This is a genomic window from Microbacterium phycohabitans (genome assembly GCF_032464935.1).
GTDB lineage: Bacteria > Actinomycetota > Actinomycetes > Actinomycetales > Microbacteriaceae > Microbacterium > Microbacterium phycohabitans.
Genome location: NZ_JAWDIT010000003.1, coordinates 145,673 through 163,315, shown reverse-complemented (window position 1 = coordinate 163,315; position 17,643 = coordinate 145,673). Strand labels below are relative to the sequence as shown.

Here is a 17,643-nt window from a genome sequence, read left to right as displayed (position 1 = left end):
ACCCCACAAAGCTCCCCCCGACGCACGCCCCCTGCGCGCACCCCTCGCCGAACACCCCTTCCGGGCGATCCGCATCCGTCCCGGACCGCTTCAGGCCGCGTCAAAGCGGCGCGAAGATCTCGACCGCAGCTGCACGGGCGGCCGCGCCTCGCCGGTGCGCGGGTCGGGTGGGGCGTGCAGCCAGTAGGTATCCCGGCCGGTCACGGGGTCCCGCTCCCGCACGATCCTCTCGCCCCGGTTGTGGAGCCCGAGGTGATGGTTCCGGCAGAGCGGAACCCCGTCGTCGATGTCGGTGCGCCCCCTGTCCGCCGCCCAGTGGTCGATGTGGTGCATCTCGCACTGCGAGATGGGGGCACGGCATCCGATCCCGACGCACCCGCCGTCGCGCACCGCGATCGCGATCCGCTGGGCGCGCGTGAACAGGCGCTGATGTCGGCCGACATCGAGTGGCCGACCCGCATCGTCGAGAGTCACCGGCACCGCACCCGCGTCGCACAGGTAGCTCTCGACCACCCCGCCGGGGAGGGCATCTCCACCGTCTTCGAGGTGCCCGACGCCGCGCACGGCCGTCTCGACGCTCGCCGCCGCGCCGCTGACTTCGTCGGCCATGCGCGGCACCCCTCCGCCCGGGCTCCCCCCTGCGCTTCCCTTCCCGGCCGTCGTCACCGCAGACGCCTCCACCACGATCCGCACCCCGGGTTGCCGATCGCCGAACGCCTGCGCCGGATCGGCCGCCGCCCCGGTGCGCAGGACGGCGACCAGGGTGTCGTACGCGATCTGCTCGCCCGACCGCTCGTCGGAGACGGCACCCACCATCGCGTCCGCGCCCGCGCTCGCGCTCGCGCCCGCGCCCGCATCCACGAACCGCGGACCCCGCCGCGGCCGCAACGCCGCCTGCAGGATCGCGTCGACCCACGCCGCCGCATCATCGTCGAACACGAACCGGCCGTGCCTCTGCCCGTGCTCGTCGACCCACGAACGATATGACCGAGCGGCGAAGCGTTCCTCGAACCGCAGCGTCACGCCGACGGGGTCGAGGCGATCGCGCGCGATCCGCGCAGCCGCCCGCAATTCTTCGACCGGCACGTGCGGTGCTTCGTCGATCAACCGTTCGACGGCCGTCACCCAGGCGCGGGGCAGGAAGGCCGGGTCGAGCTCGGGATACCTCTCGACGGGCGGCTCTCCCACCCCCACGCGAATCGCCTGGAACTGCGCGTGGCTGAGCGCCCCGTCTCGAAGCGCCCCGCTCATGCGGTCGAGCCACTCCTCGCCGGCGTCCTCGGGCACGACGCCCGGAGTGGTCGTAGGACCACCACCGCCGGGCGCGATCGAGGAACGCAGCGAGGGCAGCAGATCATCCCCGGTCTTCACCGCCCGCGACACCTCTCGCCTGCTCCGCCCGGTCAGCGTCTGCAGCAAGTCCGTGGCATTCCGGTGGCCCTCGCGTTGCGCCAGCCCTGCCCCGCCCCGCTCGCGCGCCGAGCGCGCGTCGATGACGCGCGCCGCACAGGCCGCCAGCACATCGAGGGCGTTGCGTGCGGCGGTGATCTCGCTCACCAGCGTCAGGAGCTCGCGGTCGTCCAGCTTCTCGACCTCCCGGACCGTCACCAGCGCGACGACGCGGTCGCTCGCCGCCCGAAGGCGGTCGACCGGCGTGTGCGATTCCATAGAACAAATGTACGAACGCCGTCATCGAGCCACCAGCGCCGGAACGCGACACCACCCGCGACCGCCCAGGGTTCACCCGCCCGCACCCGCTAGACTCGACGAAGAACCACAGCAACCTTTAACCCCGTCCCGTGAGGCGGAGAAGGGAGCGGCGGATGATCACGCGCACCGTCATGCACGATGCCGACATCGCCCGCGCTTTGACGCGCATCTCGCACGAGATCCTGGAGTCCAACAAGGGACCGGAGGGACTCGTCCTCCTCGGCATCCCGACCCGCGGCGTGACGCTCGCGAACCGGATCGGCCCCCTCGTCGGCGAGTTCGGGGGAGCGGCCGTCCCGGTCGGCTCTCTCGACGTCACCATGTACCGCGACGATCTGCACCGCAATCCCACGCGGGCCCCGCGCAAGACCGAGATCCCCGCCGGGGGCATCGACGGCAAGACCGTCGTGCTGATCGACGACGTGCTGTTCTCGGGGCGCAGCATCCGCGCCGCCCTCGACGCCCTGCAGGACATCGGCCGCCCCGCCGCCGTGCGCCTGGCCACCCTGATCGACCGCGGCCACCGCGAGCTGCCGATCCGCCCCGACTTCGTGGGCAAGAACCTCCCCAGCGCCCGCGACGAGCGCGTCAACGTGCGCCTCGCCGAGATCGACGGCATCGAGGAGGTGACGATCGAGTCATGAGGCACCTCCTCGACACCCAGCACCTCTCGCGCGAGAGCGCGCTCGAGATCCTCGACGTCGCCGAGGACATGGCCGACACCCAGAGCCGCGAGGTCAAGAAGCTGCCGACGCTGCGCGGCAAGACCGTGGTCAACCTCTTCTTCGAGGACTCCACGCGCACGCGCATCTCGTTCGAGGCCGCCGCCAAGCGCCTCTCCGCCGACGTCATCAACTTCTCGGCGAAGGGCTCGAGCGTCAGCAAGGGCGAGTCCCTGCAGGACACGGCTCAGACGCTGCAGGCGATGGGGGCGGATGCCGTGGTCATCCGCCACGGCGCATCCGGCGCTCCGCGCACCCTCGCGACCTCCGGCTGGATCAGCGCCGGCGTGGTGAACGCGGGCGACGGCACCCACGAGCACCCCACTCAGGCCCTGCTCGACGCCTTCACGATCCGCAAGCGCCTGTTCGGCGACGACAGCCGCGGCCGCGATCTCTCCGGCATCCGGGTCACGATCGTCGGCGACGTGCTGCACTCGCGCGTCGCGCGCTCGAACGTGTGGCTCCTGCACACCCTCGGTGCGCTCGTCACGCTGGTGGCCCCGCCCACCCTCGTGCCGCAGGACGTCAGCGGCTGGCCCGTCGAGGTGGAGTACGACCTCGACCGCGCGATCGCCGCCGGACCCGACGCACTGATGATGCTGCGCATCCAGCTCGAGCGCATGAGTGCGGCGTATTTCCCGACTGAACGGGAGTATTCCCGCCGGTACGGCCTCGACGCGCGGCGTTTGCAGGCCCTGCCGGGCGGTAGCATCGTTCTACACCCCGGTCCGATGAACCGGGGCCTGGAGATCTCCGCCGAAGCCGCCGATTCCCCGCGCTCGACGGTGCTCGAGCAGGTCACGAACGGTGTCTCCGTGCGGATGGCCGTGCTGTACCTGCTGCTGGCGGGCGAGCGGCCCGACAGCGAGAGAGAGGACCTCCGATGAGCCACGCCACCCCCCAGACCCTTCTGGTGCGCGGCGCGCGCGTCGAAGGTCAGGATGCCACCGACCTCCTCATCCGCGACGGCGTCATCGCCGAGACCGGCTCGGGCCTGTCGCACCAGGGCGCGACGGTCGTGGATGCCGATGGCCTGATCGCCCTCCCGGGGCTGGTCGACCTGCACGTGCACCTGCGCGAGCCCGGGTACGAGGCATCCGAGACCATCCTCACCGGGTCCCGGGCCGCCGCCGCCGGCGGATTCACCTCCGTCTTCGCGATGCCCAACACCTCTCCGGTCGCCGACACGGCGGGAGTGGTCGAGCAGGAGCTCGCGCTCGGCGAGGCCGCGGGCTACGTGCACGTGCAGCCGATCGGCGCCGTCACCGTCGGGCAGAAGGGCGAGCGCCTCGCCGAGCTCGGCGCCATGGCCGACTCCCGCGCACGCGTCCGTGTGTTCAGCGACGACGGCTTCTGCGTCTTCGACCCGCTGATCATGCGCCGGGCGCTGGAATACGTGAAGGCCTTCGGCGGTGTCATCGCCCAGCACGCCCAGGATCCGCGTCTGACCGAGGGCGCGCAGATGAACGAGGGCGCCGTCTCGGCCGAGCTGGGCCTCACCGGCTGGCCGGCCGTCGCCGAGGAATCGATCATCGCGCGCGACGTGCTGCTGGCCGAGCACGTCGGCTCGCGTCTGCACGTGTGCCACCTCTCGACCGCCGGTTCGGTCGACATCATCCGCTGGGCCAAGAAGCGCGGCGTGAACGTCACCGCCGAGGTCACCCCGCACCACCTGCTGCTGACCGACGAGCTCGTGCGCGACTACGACGCCCGGTTCAAGGTCAACCCGCCCCTGCGTCGCGAAGAAGACGTCCTGGCGGTGCGCGAGGGCCTGGCCGACGGCACGATCGACATCGTCGCCACCGACCACGCCCCGCACCCCACCGAGGCGAAGGCCTGCGAGTGGGCCGCCGCGGCGAACGGCATGGTGGGCCTCGAGAGCGCGCTGCGCGTCGTGCACCACGCCATGGTCGACACCGGCCTGCTCGACTGGGCCGACGTCGCCCGCGTGATGTCGGCGACCCCGGCGCGCATCGGCCGCCTCGACGGGCACGGCACGCCCGTGTCCGCAGGCCAGCCGGCGACCTTCACGCTCTACGACCCGCGTCCCTCGCGCACGTTCGGACTCGCCGACCTGCGCGGGCGCAGCACCAACTCGCCGTACCTCGGCCGGGAGCTCCCCGGCGAGGTGCGCTGGACCGTGCGCGCCGGCATCCCGACCGTCGTCGACGGCGCCGTGCTCGACGCGCCCGGGGTCCTCTCGTGACGCGAGAGGGCGCCCTGATCATCATGATCGGCGTCGCCGTCGCGCTCCTCGCGCTACTCGCGTGGGCCTGGGTGCGACGAACGCGGCGCGATGCGCGCTACACCGCCCCGGTGGGGGAGCTGCCCGCGGACGCCGTCGAAACGGCGGTCTTCTCGGGGCTCTACGTCGCCACGACCCGACACGACGAGCCGCTCGAGCGTCTCGCGATCAAGGGTCTCGGCTTCCGCTCCCGCGTCGACGTCACGGTCACCTCGGCCGGCGTCGCGCTCGACCTCCCGGGCCAGCCCCGCATCGCGCTCACCCGCGACCGCCTGGTGGATGCCGCTCAGGCCACCGTCGCGATCGACCGCGTGGTCGAGCGCGACGGCCTCACGCGCGTCAGCTGGCGCATCGACGACGACACGGTCGTCGATACCTACCTCCGCCCTCAGGAGGCCTCGGCCAAAGCACTGGCCGACGCCATCCGCCCCCTCACCTCGACAGGAAGCGACGCATGACCTCCCTGATCCCCTCCTCGCTGTCCACGCGAGAACCCGCCGTCCTCGTCCTCGAAGACGGAACCCGCTACACCGGCCGCGCCTACGGCGCTCGCGGCGTGACTCTCGGCGAGGTCGTCTTCGCCACCGGCATGACCGGTTACCAGGAGACGATCACCGACCCCTCGTACGCGGGCCAGATCGTGCTGCAGACCGCACCCCACATCGGCAACACCGGCGTCAACGACGAAGACCCCGAGTCGCGGCGCATCTGGGTCGCCGGTTACGTCGTGCGCGACCCCTCGCGCATGGTGTCGAACTGGCGCGCCGACCGCTCGCTCGACGAGGCGCTCGTCGACGACGGCATCGTGGGCATCTCCGGCATCGACACGCGCGCGGTCACCCGCCGCATCCGCTCCTCGGGCAGCATGCGCGGCGGCGTCTTCTCCGGCGAGGCCGCGCACCTGGATGCCGAGGAGCAGCTGCGCCGCGTGCTCGAAGCCCCGGGCATGGCGGGCCGCAACCTCTCGGCCGAGGTCTCGGTCACCGAGGTCGAGGTGACCCCCGCGACGGCCGAGCGCATCGGCAACCTCGCGGTGCTCGACCTGGGCGTCAAGCGGTCCACGATCGACAACCTCGCCGCCCGCGGCTTCGACGTGCACGTGTTCCCGCAGTCCGCCACGATCGACGAGATCCGCGCGATCGAGCCGGTCGCGGCGTTCTACTCCAACGGCCCCGGCGACCCCGCGGCATCCGACCAGCACGTCGAGCTGCTGCGCGCCGTCCTCGGCGACGGCCTGCCGTTCTTCGGCATCTGCTTCGGCAATCAGCTGCTGGGCCGCGCCCTCGGCTTCGGCACCTACAAGCTGCCGTTCGGCCACCGCGGCATCAACCAGCCCGTGCTCGACAAGACGACGGGTCGCGTCGAGATCACCTCGCAGAACCACGGGTTCGCCGTCGACGCACCGCTGGACGCGGTGATCGACAGCCCGGCCGGCTTCGGTCGCGTCGAGGTCAGCCACATCGGCCTCAACGACAACGTCGTGGAGGGTCTGCGCGCCCTCGACATCCCCGCGTTCAGCGTGCAGTACCACCCCGAGGCCGCCGCGGGTCCGCACGACGCCAACTACCTGTTCGACCGCTTCCGCGACATGGTGATCGCGAACATCCAGATCAACACGGAGACCAAGAATGCCTAAGCGCGACGACATCCACTCCGTCCTCGTCATCGGTTCCGGCCCGATCGTCATCGGTCAGGCCTGCGAGTTCGACTACTCCGGCACCCAGGCGTGCCGCGTGCTGCGCGAAGAGGGCGTGCGCGTCATCCTCGTCAACTCCAACCCGGCGACGATCATGACCGACCCCGACTTCGCCGACGCGACCTACATCGAGCCGATCACCCCCGAAGTGATCGAGTCGATCATCGCCAAGGAGAAGCCGGATGCCGTGCTCCCGACCCTCGGCGGACAGACCGCGCTGAACGCGGCGATCCAGCTGCACAAGCGCGGCATCCTCGAGAAGTACGACGTCGAGCTGATCGGCGCCGACTTCGACGCGATCAACCGCGGCGAGGACCGCCAGATCTTCAAGGAGCTCGTCATCGAGGCGGGCGCCGACGTCGCGGCATCCGTCATCTGCCACTCCATGGACGAACTGCTCGCCGGTGCCGAGAAGCTCGGCTACCCGCTCGTCGTCCGCCCCTCGTTCACGATGGGCGGCCTCGGCTCGGGCTTCGCGTACGACGAGGCCGACCTCCGCCGCATCGGCGGCGCGGGCTTGCACGACTCGCCCACCAACGAGGTGCTGCTCGAGGAGTCGATCCTCGGGTGGAAGGAGTACGAGCTCGAGCTCATGCGCGACACCGCCGACAACACGGTCGTCGTCTGCTCGATCGAGAACGTCGACCCGGTCGGCGTGCACACCGGCGACTCGATCACGGTGGCGCCCGCGCTGACCCTGACCGACCGCGAGTACCAGCGCCTGCGCGACATCGGCATCGACATCATCCGCGCCGTCGGCGTCGACACCGGCGGCTGCAACATCCAGTTCGCCGTCGACCCGAAGACGGGCCGCATCATCGTCATCGAGATGAACCCGCGCGTCTCGCGCTCCTCGGCGCTGGCATCGAAGGCCACCGGCTTCCCGATCGCCAAGATCGCCGCCAAGCTCGCGATCGGCTACCGACTCGACGAGATCCCCAACGACATCACCAAGGTGACCCCGGCGAGCTTCGAGCCCACGCTCGACTACGTCGTGGTGAAGGTGCCGCGCTTCAACTTCGAGAAGTTCCCCGCCGCCGACACCACTCTCACCACCACCATGAAGTCGGTGGGCGAGGCCATGGCGATCGGGCGCAACTACACCACGGCCCTGCAGAAGGCGCTGCGCTCGCTCGAGAAGCGCGGGTCGAGCTTCCACTGGGGCGAGGAGTCGCGCTCGGTCGACGAACTGCTCGAGATCGCCCAGACCCCCACCGACGGCCGCATAGTCGTGCTGCAGCAGGCACTGCGCAAGGGCGCGACGGCCGAGCAGGCGTTCGACGCCACGGCGATCGACCCGTGGTTCATCGACCAGATCGTGCTGATCAACGAGGTCGCGGAGTTCATCGGAGCGGCCGAGAACCTGGATGCCGACACGCTCCGCGTCGCGAAGGAGCACGGCTTCAGCGACGTTCAGATCGCCGAGATCCGCGGTCTCGCCGAGGCCGAGGTGCGCGAGGCGCGCTACGCGCTCGACGTGCGCCCGGTCTACAAGACCGTCGACACGTGCGCGGGGGAGTTCCCCGCGCTCACGCCGTACCACTACTCGTCCTACGACGCCGAGACCGAGGTGACCCCCTCGGAGCGCACCAAGGTCGTCATCATCGGATCGGGCCCCAACCGCATCGGCCAGGGCGTCGAGTTCGACTACTCGTGCGTGCACGCTTCGTTCGCCCTGTCGGACGCCGGGTACGAGACGGTCATGGTCAACTGCAACCCCGAGACCGTGTCGACCGACTACGACACCTCCGACCGCCTGTACTTCGAGCCGCTGACGCTCGAGGACGTGCTCGAGGTGCTGCACGCCGAGAGCCAGTCGGGCACGATCCTCGGCGTCGTCTGCCAGCTGGGCGGTCAGACGCCGCTGGGCCTGGCCAAGGGCATCGAGGCGGCGGGCTACACGATCCTCGGCACGAGCCCCGAGGCGATCGACCTCGCCGAGGAGCGCGAGCTGTTCTCGCGCCTGCTCGACGAGGCCGGTCTCGTCGCCCCGCGCAGCGGCACCGCGATCGACGTCGAGGGCGCCGTGACGGTGGCCGAGGAGATCGGCTACCCCGTGCTCGTTCGTCCGAGCTTCGTGCTCGGCGGTCGCGGCATGGAGATCGTCTACTCGACCGACGCCCTGCGCGACTACTTCGTGCGCGTCGCCGACCAGGCGATCATCGGACCGGGCCTCCCGCTGCTGGTCGACCGCTTCCTCGACGACGCGATCGAGCTCGACGTCGACGCGCTGTACGACGGCACCGACCTCTACATCGGCGGCGTGATGGAGCACCTCGAGGAGGCCGGCATCCATTCCGGCGACTCCTCGTGCACCCTGCCGCCGGTGTCGCTCGGTCGCACCGAGGTCGACCGCGTGCGCGAGGCGACCCTCGCGATCGCGAAGGGCGTCGGCGTCCGGGGACTGCTCAACGTGCAGTTCGCGATCTCGGCCGGCGTGCTGTACGTCATCGAGGCGAACCCCCGCGCGAGCCGCACCGTGCCGTTCGTGTCGAAGGCGCTCGGCATCCCGCTCGCGAAGGCCGCCAGCCGCATCATGTCCGGCAGCACCATCGCCGAGCTGATCTCCGAGGGCCTGCTGCCCGAGAGCGACGGCTCGCGCGTGCCGCTCGACGCGCCCGTCGCGGTCAAGGAGGCCGTGCTGCCCTTCAAGCGGTTCCGCACCGCCGACGGGCACACCGTCGACAGCGTGCTCGGCCCCGAGATGCGCTCCACGGGCGAGGTCATGGGCATCGACCGCGACTTCCCGACCGCGTTCGCGAAGTCGCAGGAGGCCGCCTACGGCGGTATGCCGACCTCCGGCACCGTGTTCATCTCGGTGGCCGACGCCGACAAGCGCGCGGTGATCCTCCCCGCCCACCGCCTCCAGGAGCTCGGCTTCGAGCTCATGGCGACCGAGGGCACGGCCGAGATCCTCGCCCGCAACGGCATCCGCGTGAAGGTGGTCGAGAAGTACTCCGAGACGCAGGGCTCCGGCCAGCAGAACGTGGTCGACCTGATCAACGCCGGCGAGATCGACATGATCGTGAACACGCCCTCGGGCGGCACCGCCCGCGCCGACGGCTACGAGATCCGCGCGGCGGCCGTGGCCGCCGACAAGGCCCTGTTCACGACGATGGCCGTGCTCGGCGCCGCCGTGAGCGCCCTCGGCGCGATGAAGGACGGCTTCGAGGTCCGCAGCCTCCAGGAGTACGCCGTGGATCGCGCGGGACGCCTGTGAGCGAGACGTTCGGTCAGCGACTCTCCGCCGCCCTCGACCTGCACGGCGCCCTGTGCGTCGGCATCGACCCCCACGCCGCACTCCTGTCGGCGTGGGGGCTGGATGCCACGGCCGAGGGCGCGCGGGAGTTCGGCCTGCGCACGGTCGAGGCCGCTCGCGGCCGGGTCGGCGTGGTCAAGCCGCAGGTGGCGTTCTACGAGCGCTACGGCTCCCGCGGTTTCGCGGCCCTGGAAGACGTGATGGCCGCCGCTCGGGACGCGGGTCTGCTCGTGATCGCCGACGCGAAGCGCGGCGACATCGGCACGACCATGGAGGGCTACGCGCACGCCTGGCTCGAGCCGGGTTCTCCCCTCGAGGCGGATGCCGTGACCCTTTCGCCCTACCTCGGCGCCGACTCGCTGCGCGAGGCGCTGTCCGTGGCGGTGCACCACGGCAAGGGCGCGTTCGTGCTGACCGCGACGAGCAACCCCGAGGCGCGCGCGCTGCAGAGCGCGATCGTCGACGACGCCCTCGCGGTGGGCGATCACGAGCACGTCGCGGCCCGCGTGGCGCACGACGTCAACCAGGCGAACATCGGCGCCCCCGGAGCCCTCGGCCCGGTCGGCGTGGTGGTCGGGGCGACCGTCGACCGCTCCGCGTTCGGCCTCGGCGACGTGGCGCTCGCGGGCATGCCGATCCTCGCTCCCGGTTTCGGCGCGCAGGGGGCCGCGCCCGCCGACCTGCGCCGCTTGTTCGGTTACGTGGCATCCGCCGTCGTCGCCAACGAGAGTCGCAGCATCCTCGCGGTCGGACCCGACCGCCTCGCCGCCCGCATCGACGAGCGCGCCGCGCTCTACCGGGAGTCCCTGCATGGCTGAAACCCGTCGTCCGCCCGAGGTCGACCGCGCCGCCGCCTCGCGCCGCGCCGTCGAGGCGCGCCGTGAGCGCGCCGCACTGAAGCGCGATGTCTCCACCCGCGTGATCTCCCCGCAGGAGCTGCTGCGGCGGGGTCTCGCCGACCCGCTGTCTCCGGCCGGGGCGATGCGCGTCACCGAGTTCCTCACCGCGATCCCGGCGATCGGCGAGAGCAAGCGCGACCGCATCCTCGCCTCCCTCGCCATCTCGCCGGTGAAGCGCCTCGGGGGTCTCGGCATCCGCCAGCGCGACGCGCTGCGCGACTTCCTCGACGCCCGGTGGCCCGAGCCCGGGCCGCGCGAGGGACGCAGCCGCCTGATCGTGCTCGCCGGGCCCACCGCCGTGGGCAAGGGCACGGTCGCCGCCCACATCAAGCAGAACTACCCCGAGATCCACCTCTCGGTCTCGGCGACCACGCGCGCGCCGCGACCGGGAGAGGTCGAGGGGGAGCACTACTACTTCGTCGACGACGCGGAGTTCGACCGACTCGTCGCCGCGGGGGAACTGCTGGAGTGGGCCGTCGTCCACAACAAGAACCGCTACGGCACCCCGCGCGCTCCCATCGAACGGGTGCTTGCCGAGGGCGGCACGGCTCTGCTCGAGATCGACCTGCAGGGTGCGCGCCAGGTGCGCGCGGCCGACCCGTCGGCGACGCTCGTCTTCCTCCTGCCGCCCAGCTGGGACGAGCTCGTCCAGCGCCTGGTCGGGCGGGGGACCGAGGATGCCGAGGAGCGCGCGCGTCGCCTGCGCACGGCGCGCGTGGAGCTCGCGGCGCAGAACGAGTTCGACTACCGCGTGGTGAACGACGAGGTGGCGCACGCTGCCGCCCAGGTCGTCGCGCTCGCCTCGGCGCAGCACTGACGCGGGCTCCTAGCCGGTTCCGGGGCGCCATCCTCGCGTCCGGGCGTGAATTCCGCGCCCCGACGCGGGAAACGCGCCCTGAATCGGGGGCACGACCCACCCGACGACCCTCGGCACAGCCCGGGCGGGCGTCGGCTAGAATAAGAGGATGCTTCGGCGCTCCAGCGCCGCATCCACCCCATCCGCCGAACCAGGAGGTTCCCCATGGCCGGACGTGACAAGGGCATCATCGACCCGCCCATCGACGCTCTGCTCGACAAGGTCGACTCGAAGTACCAGCTCGTCATCTACGCGTCCAAGCGTGCGCGTCAGATCAACGACTACTACTCCGACCTTCACGAGGGCAACCTCTTCGACAACGTGGGTCCGCTCGTCGACTCCACCGTCGAGGACAAGCCGCTGACGATCGCTCTGCACGAGATCCACGAGGACAAGCTGCGCCTTCGCGCCGCCGAATGATCCACAGGTGTGATCTGTTCACAGATGTGACGATGCCCCGGGCGGCCTGGAGCCACCCGGGGCATACTTGTGCCCGTTCCCCGCTCGCTACCCTCCCGGAGTCGTCTTGACCGACCTGCGCCTGTTCACGTCCGAGTCCGTCACCGAAGGACACCCCGACAAGATCTGCGACCAGATCTCCGACAGCATCCTCGACGCGATCCTCACCGACGACCCCACCGGTCGCGTGGCGGTCGAGACCCTCGTCACCACGGGGCTCGTGCACGTGGCCGGAGAAGTGTCGACGAGCGCCTACGTCGAGATCCCCGCGATCGTGCGCGACGTGGTGAACCGCATCGGCTACACCTCCAGCGACACCGGCTTCGACGGCGAATCCTGCGGCGTGAGCGTGTCGATCGGCGCGCAGTCCTCCGACATCGCGGCCGGGGTCAACAAGGCCTTCGAGCAGCGCGAGCGCGGCTCCGTCGACCCGCGCGACCTGCAGGGTGCGGGCGACCAGGGCATCATGTTCGGCTTCGCGACGAACGAGACCCCCCAGCTCATGCCGATGGCCGCGTGGACCGCCCACCGCATCGCCGAGCGACTGGCATCCGTTCGCAAGAGCGGCGAGCTGCCGTTCCTGCGCCCCGACGGCAAGACGCAGGTCACCCTCGGCTACGACGGTTTCACCCCCCGCACCGTCGACTCGGTCGTGCTCTCCACGCAGCACCACCCCGACATCTCGCAGGAAGACCTGCGCGCCGAGGTGCAGGCCGCGGTCATCGACCCGGTGCTCGCCGAGACCGGCCTCGAGCTCCCCGACGTGAAGTACTACATCAACCCGGCCGGGCCCTTCGTCATCGGCGGCCCCAAGGGCGACGCCGGCCTGACCGGCCGCAAGATCATCATCGACACCTACGGGGGAGCGTCCCGCCACGGTGGCGGTGCCTTCAGCGGCAAGGACCCCTCCAAGGTCGACCGCTCCGCCGCGTACGCGATGCGGTGGGTCGCCAAGAACGCCGTCGCCGCGGGGCTGGCTGATCGCCTCGAGGTCCAGGTCGCCTACGCGATCGGCAAGGCCAACCCCGTCGGCCTGTACGTGGAGTCGTTCGGCACCGCGCACGTCGCCGACGACGTCATCGTGAAGGCCATCCGCGACGTGTTCGACCTGCGCCCGGCGGCGATCGTCGAGCAGCTCGACCTGCTGCGCCCGATCTACGCGCAGACGGCGACCTACGGGCACTTCGGCCGCGAGCTCTCCGACTTCACGTGGGAGCGCACCGACCGCGTCGACGAGCTGCGCACGGCCGCCGGACTCTGACGGTGCGGGTGGGCGTCGCGCGCACCGGACGCGGTCGCGCTCCGAGCACACCGCTGCGCACGGACACGGGGGCGGTCGACCGCGTACGCGTCGATCTCCCGCCGTGCCACGCCGAGGGGCGCGGGCGGCGACGCGACCGTGAGGGCCGTCGCACCGGGCGACCGGTGCTCGAGGCGGTGCGCGGGGGAGGACCGCGGTGAGCGAGCGCCGCGTCGCGCGCGTGCAGCTCGAATCGCCCGTGCCCCAGCTCGACCGTCTGTTCGACTACGCCATCCCGCACCCGCTCGTCGCCGAGGTCGCACCGGGCGTGCGGGTGAAGGTTCCCCTGCGGTCGGCGGGGCGCATGATGGACGCCTTCGTGGTCGAGGTGGTCGCCGACGACGGCACCGAACGTCCGCTGTCCTCCGTCGAGGCGGTGGTGTCGACGACGCCCGTGCTCCCCGCGCCGCTGTACACGCTCGCGCGGCGCGTGGCCGATCGCGCGGCCGGTTCCGTCAGCGACATCCTGCGTCTGGCCGTACCCAAGCGCATGGTGCGCGCCGAGAAGGCGTGGGCCGCCGCCCCCGCACCGACCGCTGCCGACGTCGTGCCCGCAGCGCGCGAACGCGCCGACGAGGTGCTCGGCGCCTATCCCGGGCTCGGGGCCGCGCTCGACGCCGGAGAACGCCTCGCGGTCGACGCCCCGCCGCGTCCGCACGCCGAACTGCCGAGAGGAGCCTGGGCCGACCTGCTGGCCGCCGCCGCCACCCGCACCCTCGCGCGGGGAAAGAGCGTCGTGCTGGTCGTCCCCGACTACCGCGATCAGGCGCAGCTGCTGGCCGCGCTCGGGGAGCTCGTGCCCGCCGAGGCGATCGTCCGTGACGACGCCGACCAGTCCGGCCCCGCGCGCTACGGCCAGTACCTGCGCACCCTCGCCCCCGTCCCGTGCATCGTCGTCGGGCGCCGCTCGGCCGTGTACGCCCCCGCCCACGACACGGGCCTCGTCGCCCTCTGGGACGACGGCGACTCCCTTCTCGCCGAACCGCTCTCCCCGGGGGTGCATGCGCGCGACGCGGCCCTCGTGCGACAGGAGATCGAGCACTCGGCGCTCCTGTTCGCGGGCCACACCCGCACGACCGACGTGCAGCGCCTCGTCGAGGTGGGCTACGTGCGCGAGGTGCCGCAGGCGCGGCGGCCCAGCCCGCGCGTCGTGCTCAGCGCGACGCGCGAGGGCGAGCAGCGTCAGTCGCGCGTGCCGTCGTCGGCCTTCGCCGCCGCCCGCGAGGCCCTGCAGCACGGTCCCGTGCTCGTGCAGGTGGCGCGCCCGGGCTACGCGCCGTCGCTCGTGTGCGCCGACTGCCGCCGCCCCGCGCGGTGTCAGCACTGCGCGGGTCCCCTGCGAGCCGCGCGTCCCGGGGCGACCCCGGTGTGCGCGTGGTGCGGCCGCAGCGCCCACGCCTGGACGTGCGGGCACTGCGGCTCGGTCAAGCTGCGCATGGCCTCGTCGGGCAGCGAGCGCACCGCCGACGAGCTGGGCCGCGCGTTCCCCCACACGCGGGTGATCATCGCCGACGGCGCGCACCAGGTCGCCGAGGTGGATGCCACCCCGGCCCTGATCATCGCCACGCGCGGCGCCGAGCCGCTCGCGCGCGGCGGCTACCGGGCCGTGATCCTGCTCGACGGCGACCGCATGCTCCAGAACGAGGCGCTGCGCATCGGCGAGCACTGCCTGCGCTGGTGGTCGAACGCTGCCGCCCTGGCCGCCCCCGGCGCCCCCGTGCACCTCGTCGGCGTCGCGGGTCCCGTCGCGCGGGCGCTCGCGACGTGGACGCAGCCCGCCTACGCCCGCGCCGAGCTGGCCGACCGCGCCCCCCTGCGGATGCCGCCGGCCGTGCGCGTCGCCAGCGTCGACGGACACGCCCGGAGCGTCGACACGCTGCTGGCTTCCCTGCGCGAGACGGTGCCCGATCTCGACGCGCTCGCGATCCTCGGTCCGGTCGACACCTCGACCGACCCCGATACCGCGACGGCTCGCGCACTGGTGCGCTTCGACTACGCCCACGGACGCGCCGTCGCCGACGCGCTGCGCGCCGGGGTCATCGCCGACGCCCTCCGCGCGCGCCGGCCGCGCAAGGATCGCGGTCCGAAGCCGCGCAGTACGCTCAAAGTCCGCCTCGACATCCCCGAGCCCGATCTCTGAGCGGGTCACGCACCCGTCCTTCCGTCCCCGAGAGTCAGAGGAGAACCATGCGCCTCGTCTTCGCCGGTACCCCCGCCGTCGCCGTCCCGTCCCTTCGCGCCCTGGCATCCGGTCCGCACGAGATCGCCGCTGTCGTCACGCGCGGCGACGCCCCCCTTGGGCGCAAGCGCGTCCTCACGCCGTCGCCCGTGGCGCAGGCTGCCGAGGAGCTCGGCCTCCCCGTGATCAAGGCCGACCGTCTCGACGCCGACGCCACGGCCCGCATCGCCGCGCTCGAACCGCAGCTCGGCGTGATCGTGGCGTACGGGGGACTGGTGCGCGAGCCCCTGCTGTCGACCCCCCGTCACGGCTGGATCAACCTGCACTTCTCGCTGCTGCCCAAGTGGCGCGGAGCCGCCCCCGTGCAGCGCGCCCTCATCGCGGGAGACGAGGTCACGGGTGCGAGCGTGTTCCAGCTCGTCGCCGCGCTCGACGCGGGAGACGTCTTCGCGGAGGAACGCTACGACGTGCCGTCCGGGGCGACCTCGGCCGATGTGCTCGACGCCCTGGCCGTGATCGGCGCGCCCCTGCTCGCGCGCGTGGTCGACGGCATCGCCGACGGCACCGCCCGTGCCGTCCCGCAGGCGGGGGAGCCCACCCTGGCCCCCAAACTCACCCTCGACGACGGCGCGCTCGATCTGACCCGGGATGCCGCCTCGCTCCTGCATCAGATCGCGGGCGTCACCCCCGAGCCCGGCGCCCACACGAGCTTCGACGGCGCGCGCTTCAAGGTGCTGCGCGCGTCGGCGTCCGACGCGCCGCCCGTGCCGCCCGGCCGGGTCGTGGCATCCGGAAAGGAGATCCTCGTCGGCACGGGCACCTCTCCGTTGCGGCTCGAGAGCGTGCAGCCGGCCGGCAAGGGCGCCATGAACGCGGGCGACTGGTTCCGGGGCCTGCGCACCGACCAGCCGGTGCTCGGCGCATGAGCGTGCAGGGAGCGCGCGCCGCCGCGTACGAGGTGCTCCGCGCCGTCTCGGGTGACGAGGCCTACGCCAACCTCCTGCTGCCGCACGCGATCGCCCGGCAGGGGCTGGATGCCAAAGACGCGGGGCTCGCGACCGAGTTGACGTACGGCACTCTTCGCCGTCGCGGGACGTACGACGCGATCATCGCGATCGCCGCCGACCGCACGGTCGACCGCATCGATCCCGCGGTGCTGGATGCGCTGCGTCTCGGCGTGCATCAGCTGCTGTCCACGCGCGTGGCCTCGCACGCGGCGGTCAACGAGTCGGTCGAGCTCGCTCGGCGCAACGGGGGCGGACGCGGAGCCGCGGGCTTCGCCAACGCCGTGCTGCGGCGCGTCTCGCGCGACAACCCGGGGCACTGGATGGAGCGCATCGCCGAGGGGGCGCGCAGCGACGACGAGCGCATCGGACTCACGACCTCGCACCCGGTGTGGATCGTGCGGGCGCTCCGACGCGCCCTGACCGCCGAGGGACGCGCCGACGAGCTCCCCGGCCTACTGGAGGCCGACAACGTCGCTCCGCGCGTGGCGATGATCGCGCTCCCGGGTCTCGCCGAGGTGCCGGACGACGCCACGCCCGCCCGCTTCGCGCCGACGGCGTTCACCACGCGCGGGGGCGACCCCGAGCACCTCATCCGCGAAACGGGCGGGCGGGTCCGCGTGCAGGACGAGGGTTCGCAGCTCGCCGCCCTGGCGCTCAGCCGAGCCCTTCCCGTGCGCGAGGGGGAGCGCTGGCTCGACCTGTGCGCCGGTCCCGGCGGCAAGACCGCGCTCCTGGCCGCGGAGGCCCTCGCCCACGGCGCCCGGCTGGACGCCAACGAGATCGCCCCGGCGCGGGCGGGACTCGTGCGGCAGGCCGTGGCATCCGTCCCGCTCGAGGTCGAGGTGAGCGAGGAGGACGGGCGCGAGCGCGCGGCGCGCTCCGCGGGGGAGTACGACCGCATCCTCGTCGACGCACCGTGCACCGGGATCGGGGCCCTGCGCCGTCGTCCCGAGGCGCGCTGGCGAAAGACGCCGGCCGATGTGCCCGACCTGACCGCGTTGCAGCTCGAGCTCGTGCTCGCGGCGTTCGAGGCCCTGAAGCCGGGCGGGGTCGTGGCGTACGTCACGTGCTCCCCGCACCTGGCCGAGACCTCCGGCGTGCTGGCCGAGGTGATGCGGACGCTCAGCGACGAGGTGGAGGAGCTCGACGCGCGTGCCGTCGTGCGCGAGGTGGCGGTCGACGACATCGACCTGCCCGACCAGGCCGACGGCTCGCTGCGCGCCCAGCTCTGGCCGCACCGTCACGGCACCGACGCCATGTCGATCGCCCTGCTCCGCAAGCGCTGAGTCGCGTTCGAACACCCCGCGCGAG

Annotated in this window: 14 protein-coding genes; 13 read left to right on the top strand and 1 reads right to left on the bottom strand. The window is 72.2% G+C overall.

Annotated features, from left to right (window positions below):
- Positions 1-90 precede the first annotated feature (90 nt).
- On the bottom strand, positions 91-1,668 hold the full coding sequence (locus tag RWH44_RS09350) for an HNH endonuclease signature motif containing protein (RefSeq protein WP_316004375.1): 1,578 nt from the start codon (positions 1,666-1,668) through the stop codon (positions 91-93).
- 155 nt (positions 1,669-1,823) lie between these two features.
- On the opposite strand from RWH44_RS09350, the gene pyrR reads away from it, so the two are divergent.
- From pyrR to RWH44_RS09285, 13 genes are all read left to right on the top strand, one after another.
- On the top strand, positions 1,824-2,354 hold the full coding sequence (gene pyrR, locus RWH44_RS09345) for a bifunctional pyr operon transcriptional regulator/uracil phosphoribosyltransferase PyrR (protein WP_316004374.1): 531 nt from the start codon (positions 1,824-1,826) through the stop codon (positions 2,352-2,354).
- Positions 2,351-3,319, top strand: coding sequence for an aspartate carbamoyltransferase catalytic subunit (locus tag RWH44_RS09340; protein ID WP_316004373.1), 969 nt, complete (start codon positions 2,351-2,353; stop codon positions 3,317-3,319). Before pyrR ends, RWH44_RS09340 begins: the two co-directional genes overlap by 4 nt.
- Positions 3,316-4,638, top strand: a complete 1,323-nt coding sequence (locus RWH44_RS09335) for a dihydroorotase (RefSeq protein ID WP_316004372.1) — start codon at positions 3,316-3,318, stop codon at positions 4,636-4,638. Before RWH44_RS09340 ends, RWH44_RS09335 begins: the two co-directional genes overlap by 4 nt.
- Positions 4,635-5,135 (top strand): PH-like domain-containing protein, encoded by a 501-nt coding sequence (locus RWH44_RS09330; protein ID WP_316004371.1) that lies wholly within the window; start codon positions 4,635-4,637, stop codon positions 5,133-5,135. Before RWH44_RS09335 ends, RWH44_RS09330 begins: the two co-directional genes overlap by 4 nt.
- A complete protein-coding gene (carA, locus tag RWH44_RS09325; RefSeq protein ID WP_316004370.1) occupies positions 5,132-6,313 on the top strand; it encodes a glutamine-hydrolyzing carbamoyl-phosphate synthase small subunit in 1,182 nt (393 codons plus the stop codon). The genes RWH44_RS09330 and carA overlap by 4 nt, the downstream gene beginning before the upstream one ends.
- A complete protein-coding gene (gene carB, locus RWH44_RS09320; protein WP_316004369.1) occupies positions 6,306-9,593 on the top strand; it encodes a carbamoyl-phosphate synthase large subunit in 3,288 nt (1,095 codons plus the stop codon). Before carA ends, carB begins: the two co-directional genes overlap by 8 nt.
- A complete protein-coding gene (gene pyrF, locus RWH44_RS09315) occupies positions 9,590-10,450 on the top strand; it encodes an orotidine-5'-phosphate decarboxylase (RefSeq protein WP_316004368.1) in 861 nt (286 codons plus the stop codon). The genes carB and pyrF overlap by 4 nt, the downstream gene beginning before the upstream one ends.
- Entirely contained in the window at positions 10,443-11,348 is a 906-nt protein-coding gene (gmk, locus tag RWH44_RS09310; RefSeq protein WP_316004367.1) for a guanylate kinase, read from the top strand. Before pyrF ends, gmk begins: the two co-directional genes overlap by 8 nt.
- Positions 11,349-11,552: 204 nt before the next feature.
- Positions 11,553-11,807 carry a DNA-directed RNA polymerase subunit omega gene (gene rpoZ, locus RWH44_RS09305; protein ID WP_055837405.1) on the top strand — a complete coding sequence of 85 codons (255 nt, stop codon included), beginning with the start codon at positions 11,553-11,555 and terminating at the stop codon, positions 11,805-11,807.
- 106 nt (positions 11,808-11,913) lie between these two features.
- On the top strand, positions 11,914-13,107 hold the full coding sequence (gene metK / locus RWH44_RS09300; protein ID WP_298872934.1) for a methionine adenosyltransferase: 1,194 nt from the start codon (positions 11,914-11,916) through the stop codon (positions 13,105-13,107).
- A gap of 196 nt (positions 13,108-13,303) precedes the next feature.
- Positions 13,304-15,286 (top strand): primosomal protein N' family DNA-binding protein, encoded by a 1,983-nt coding sequence (locus RWH44_RS09295; RefSeq protein ID WP_316004366.1) that lies wholly within the window; start codon positions 13,304-13,306, stop codon positions 15,284-15,286.
- A gap of 47 nt (positions 15,287-15,333) precedes the next feature.
- Positions 15,334-16,251, top strand: a complete 918-nt coding sequence (gene fmt, locus RWH44_RS09290; protein WP_316004365.1) for a methionyl-tRNA formyltransferase — start codon at positions 15,334-15,336, stop codon at positions 16,249-16,251.
- Entirely contained in the window at positions 16,248-17,618 is a 1,371-nt protein-coding gene (locus RWH44_RS09285) for an RsmB/NOP family class I SAM-dependent RNA methyltransferase (protein ID WP_316004364.1), read from the top strand. Before fmt ends, RWH44_RS09285 begins: the two co-directional genes overlap by 4 nt.
- Positions 17,619-17,643 lie beyond the last annotated feature (25 nt).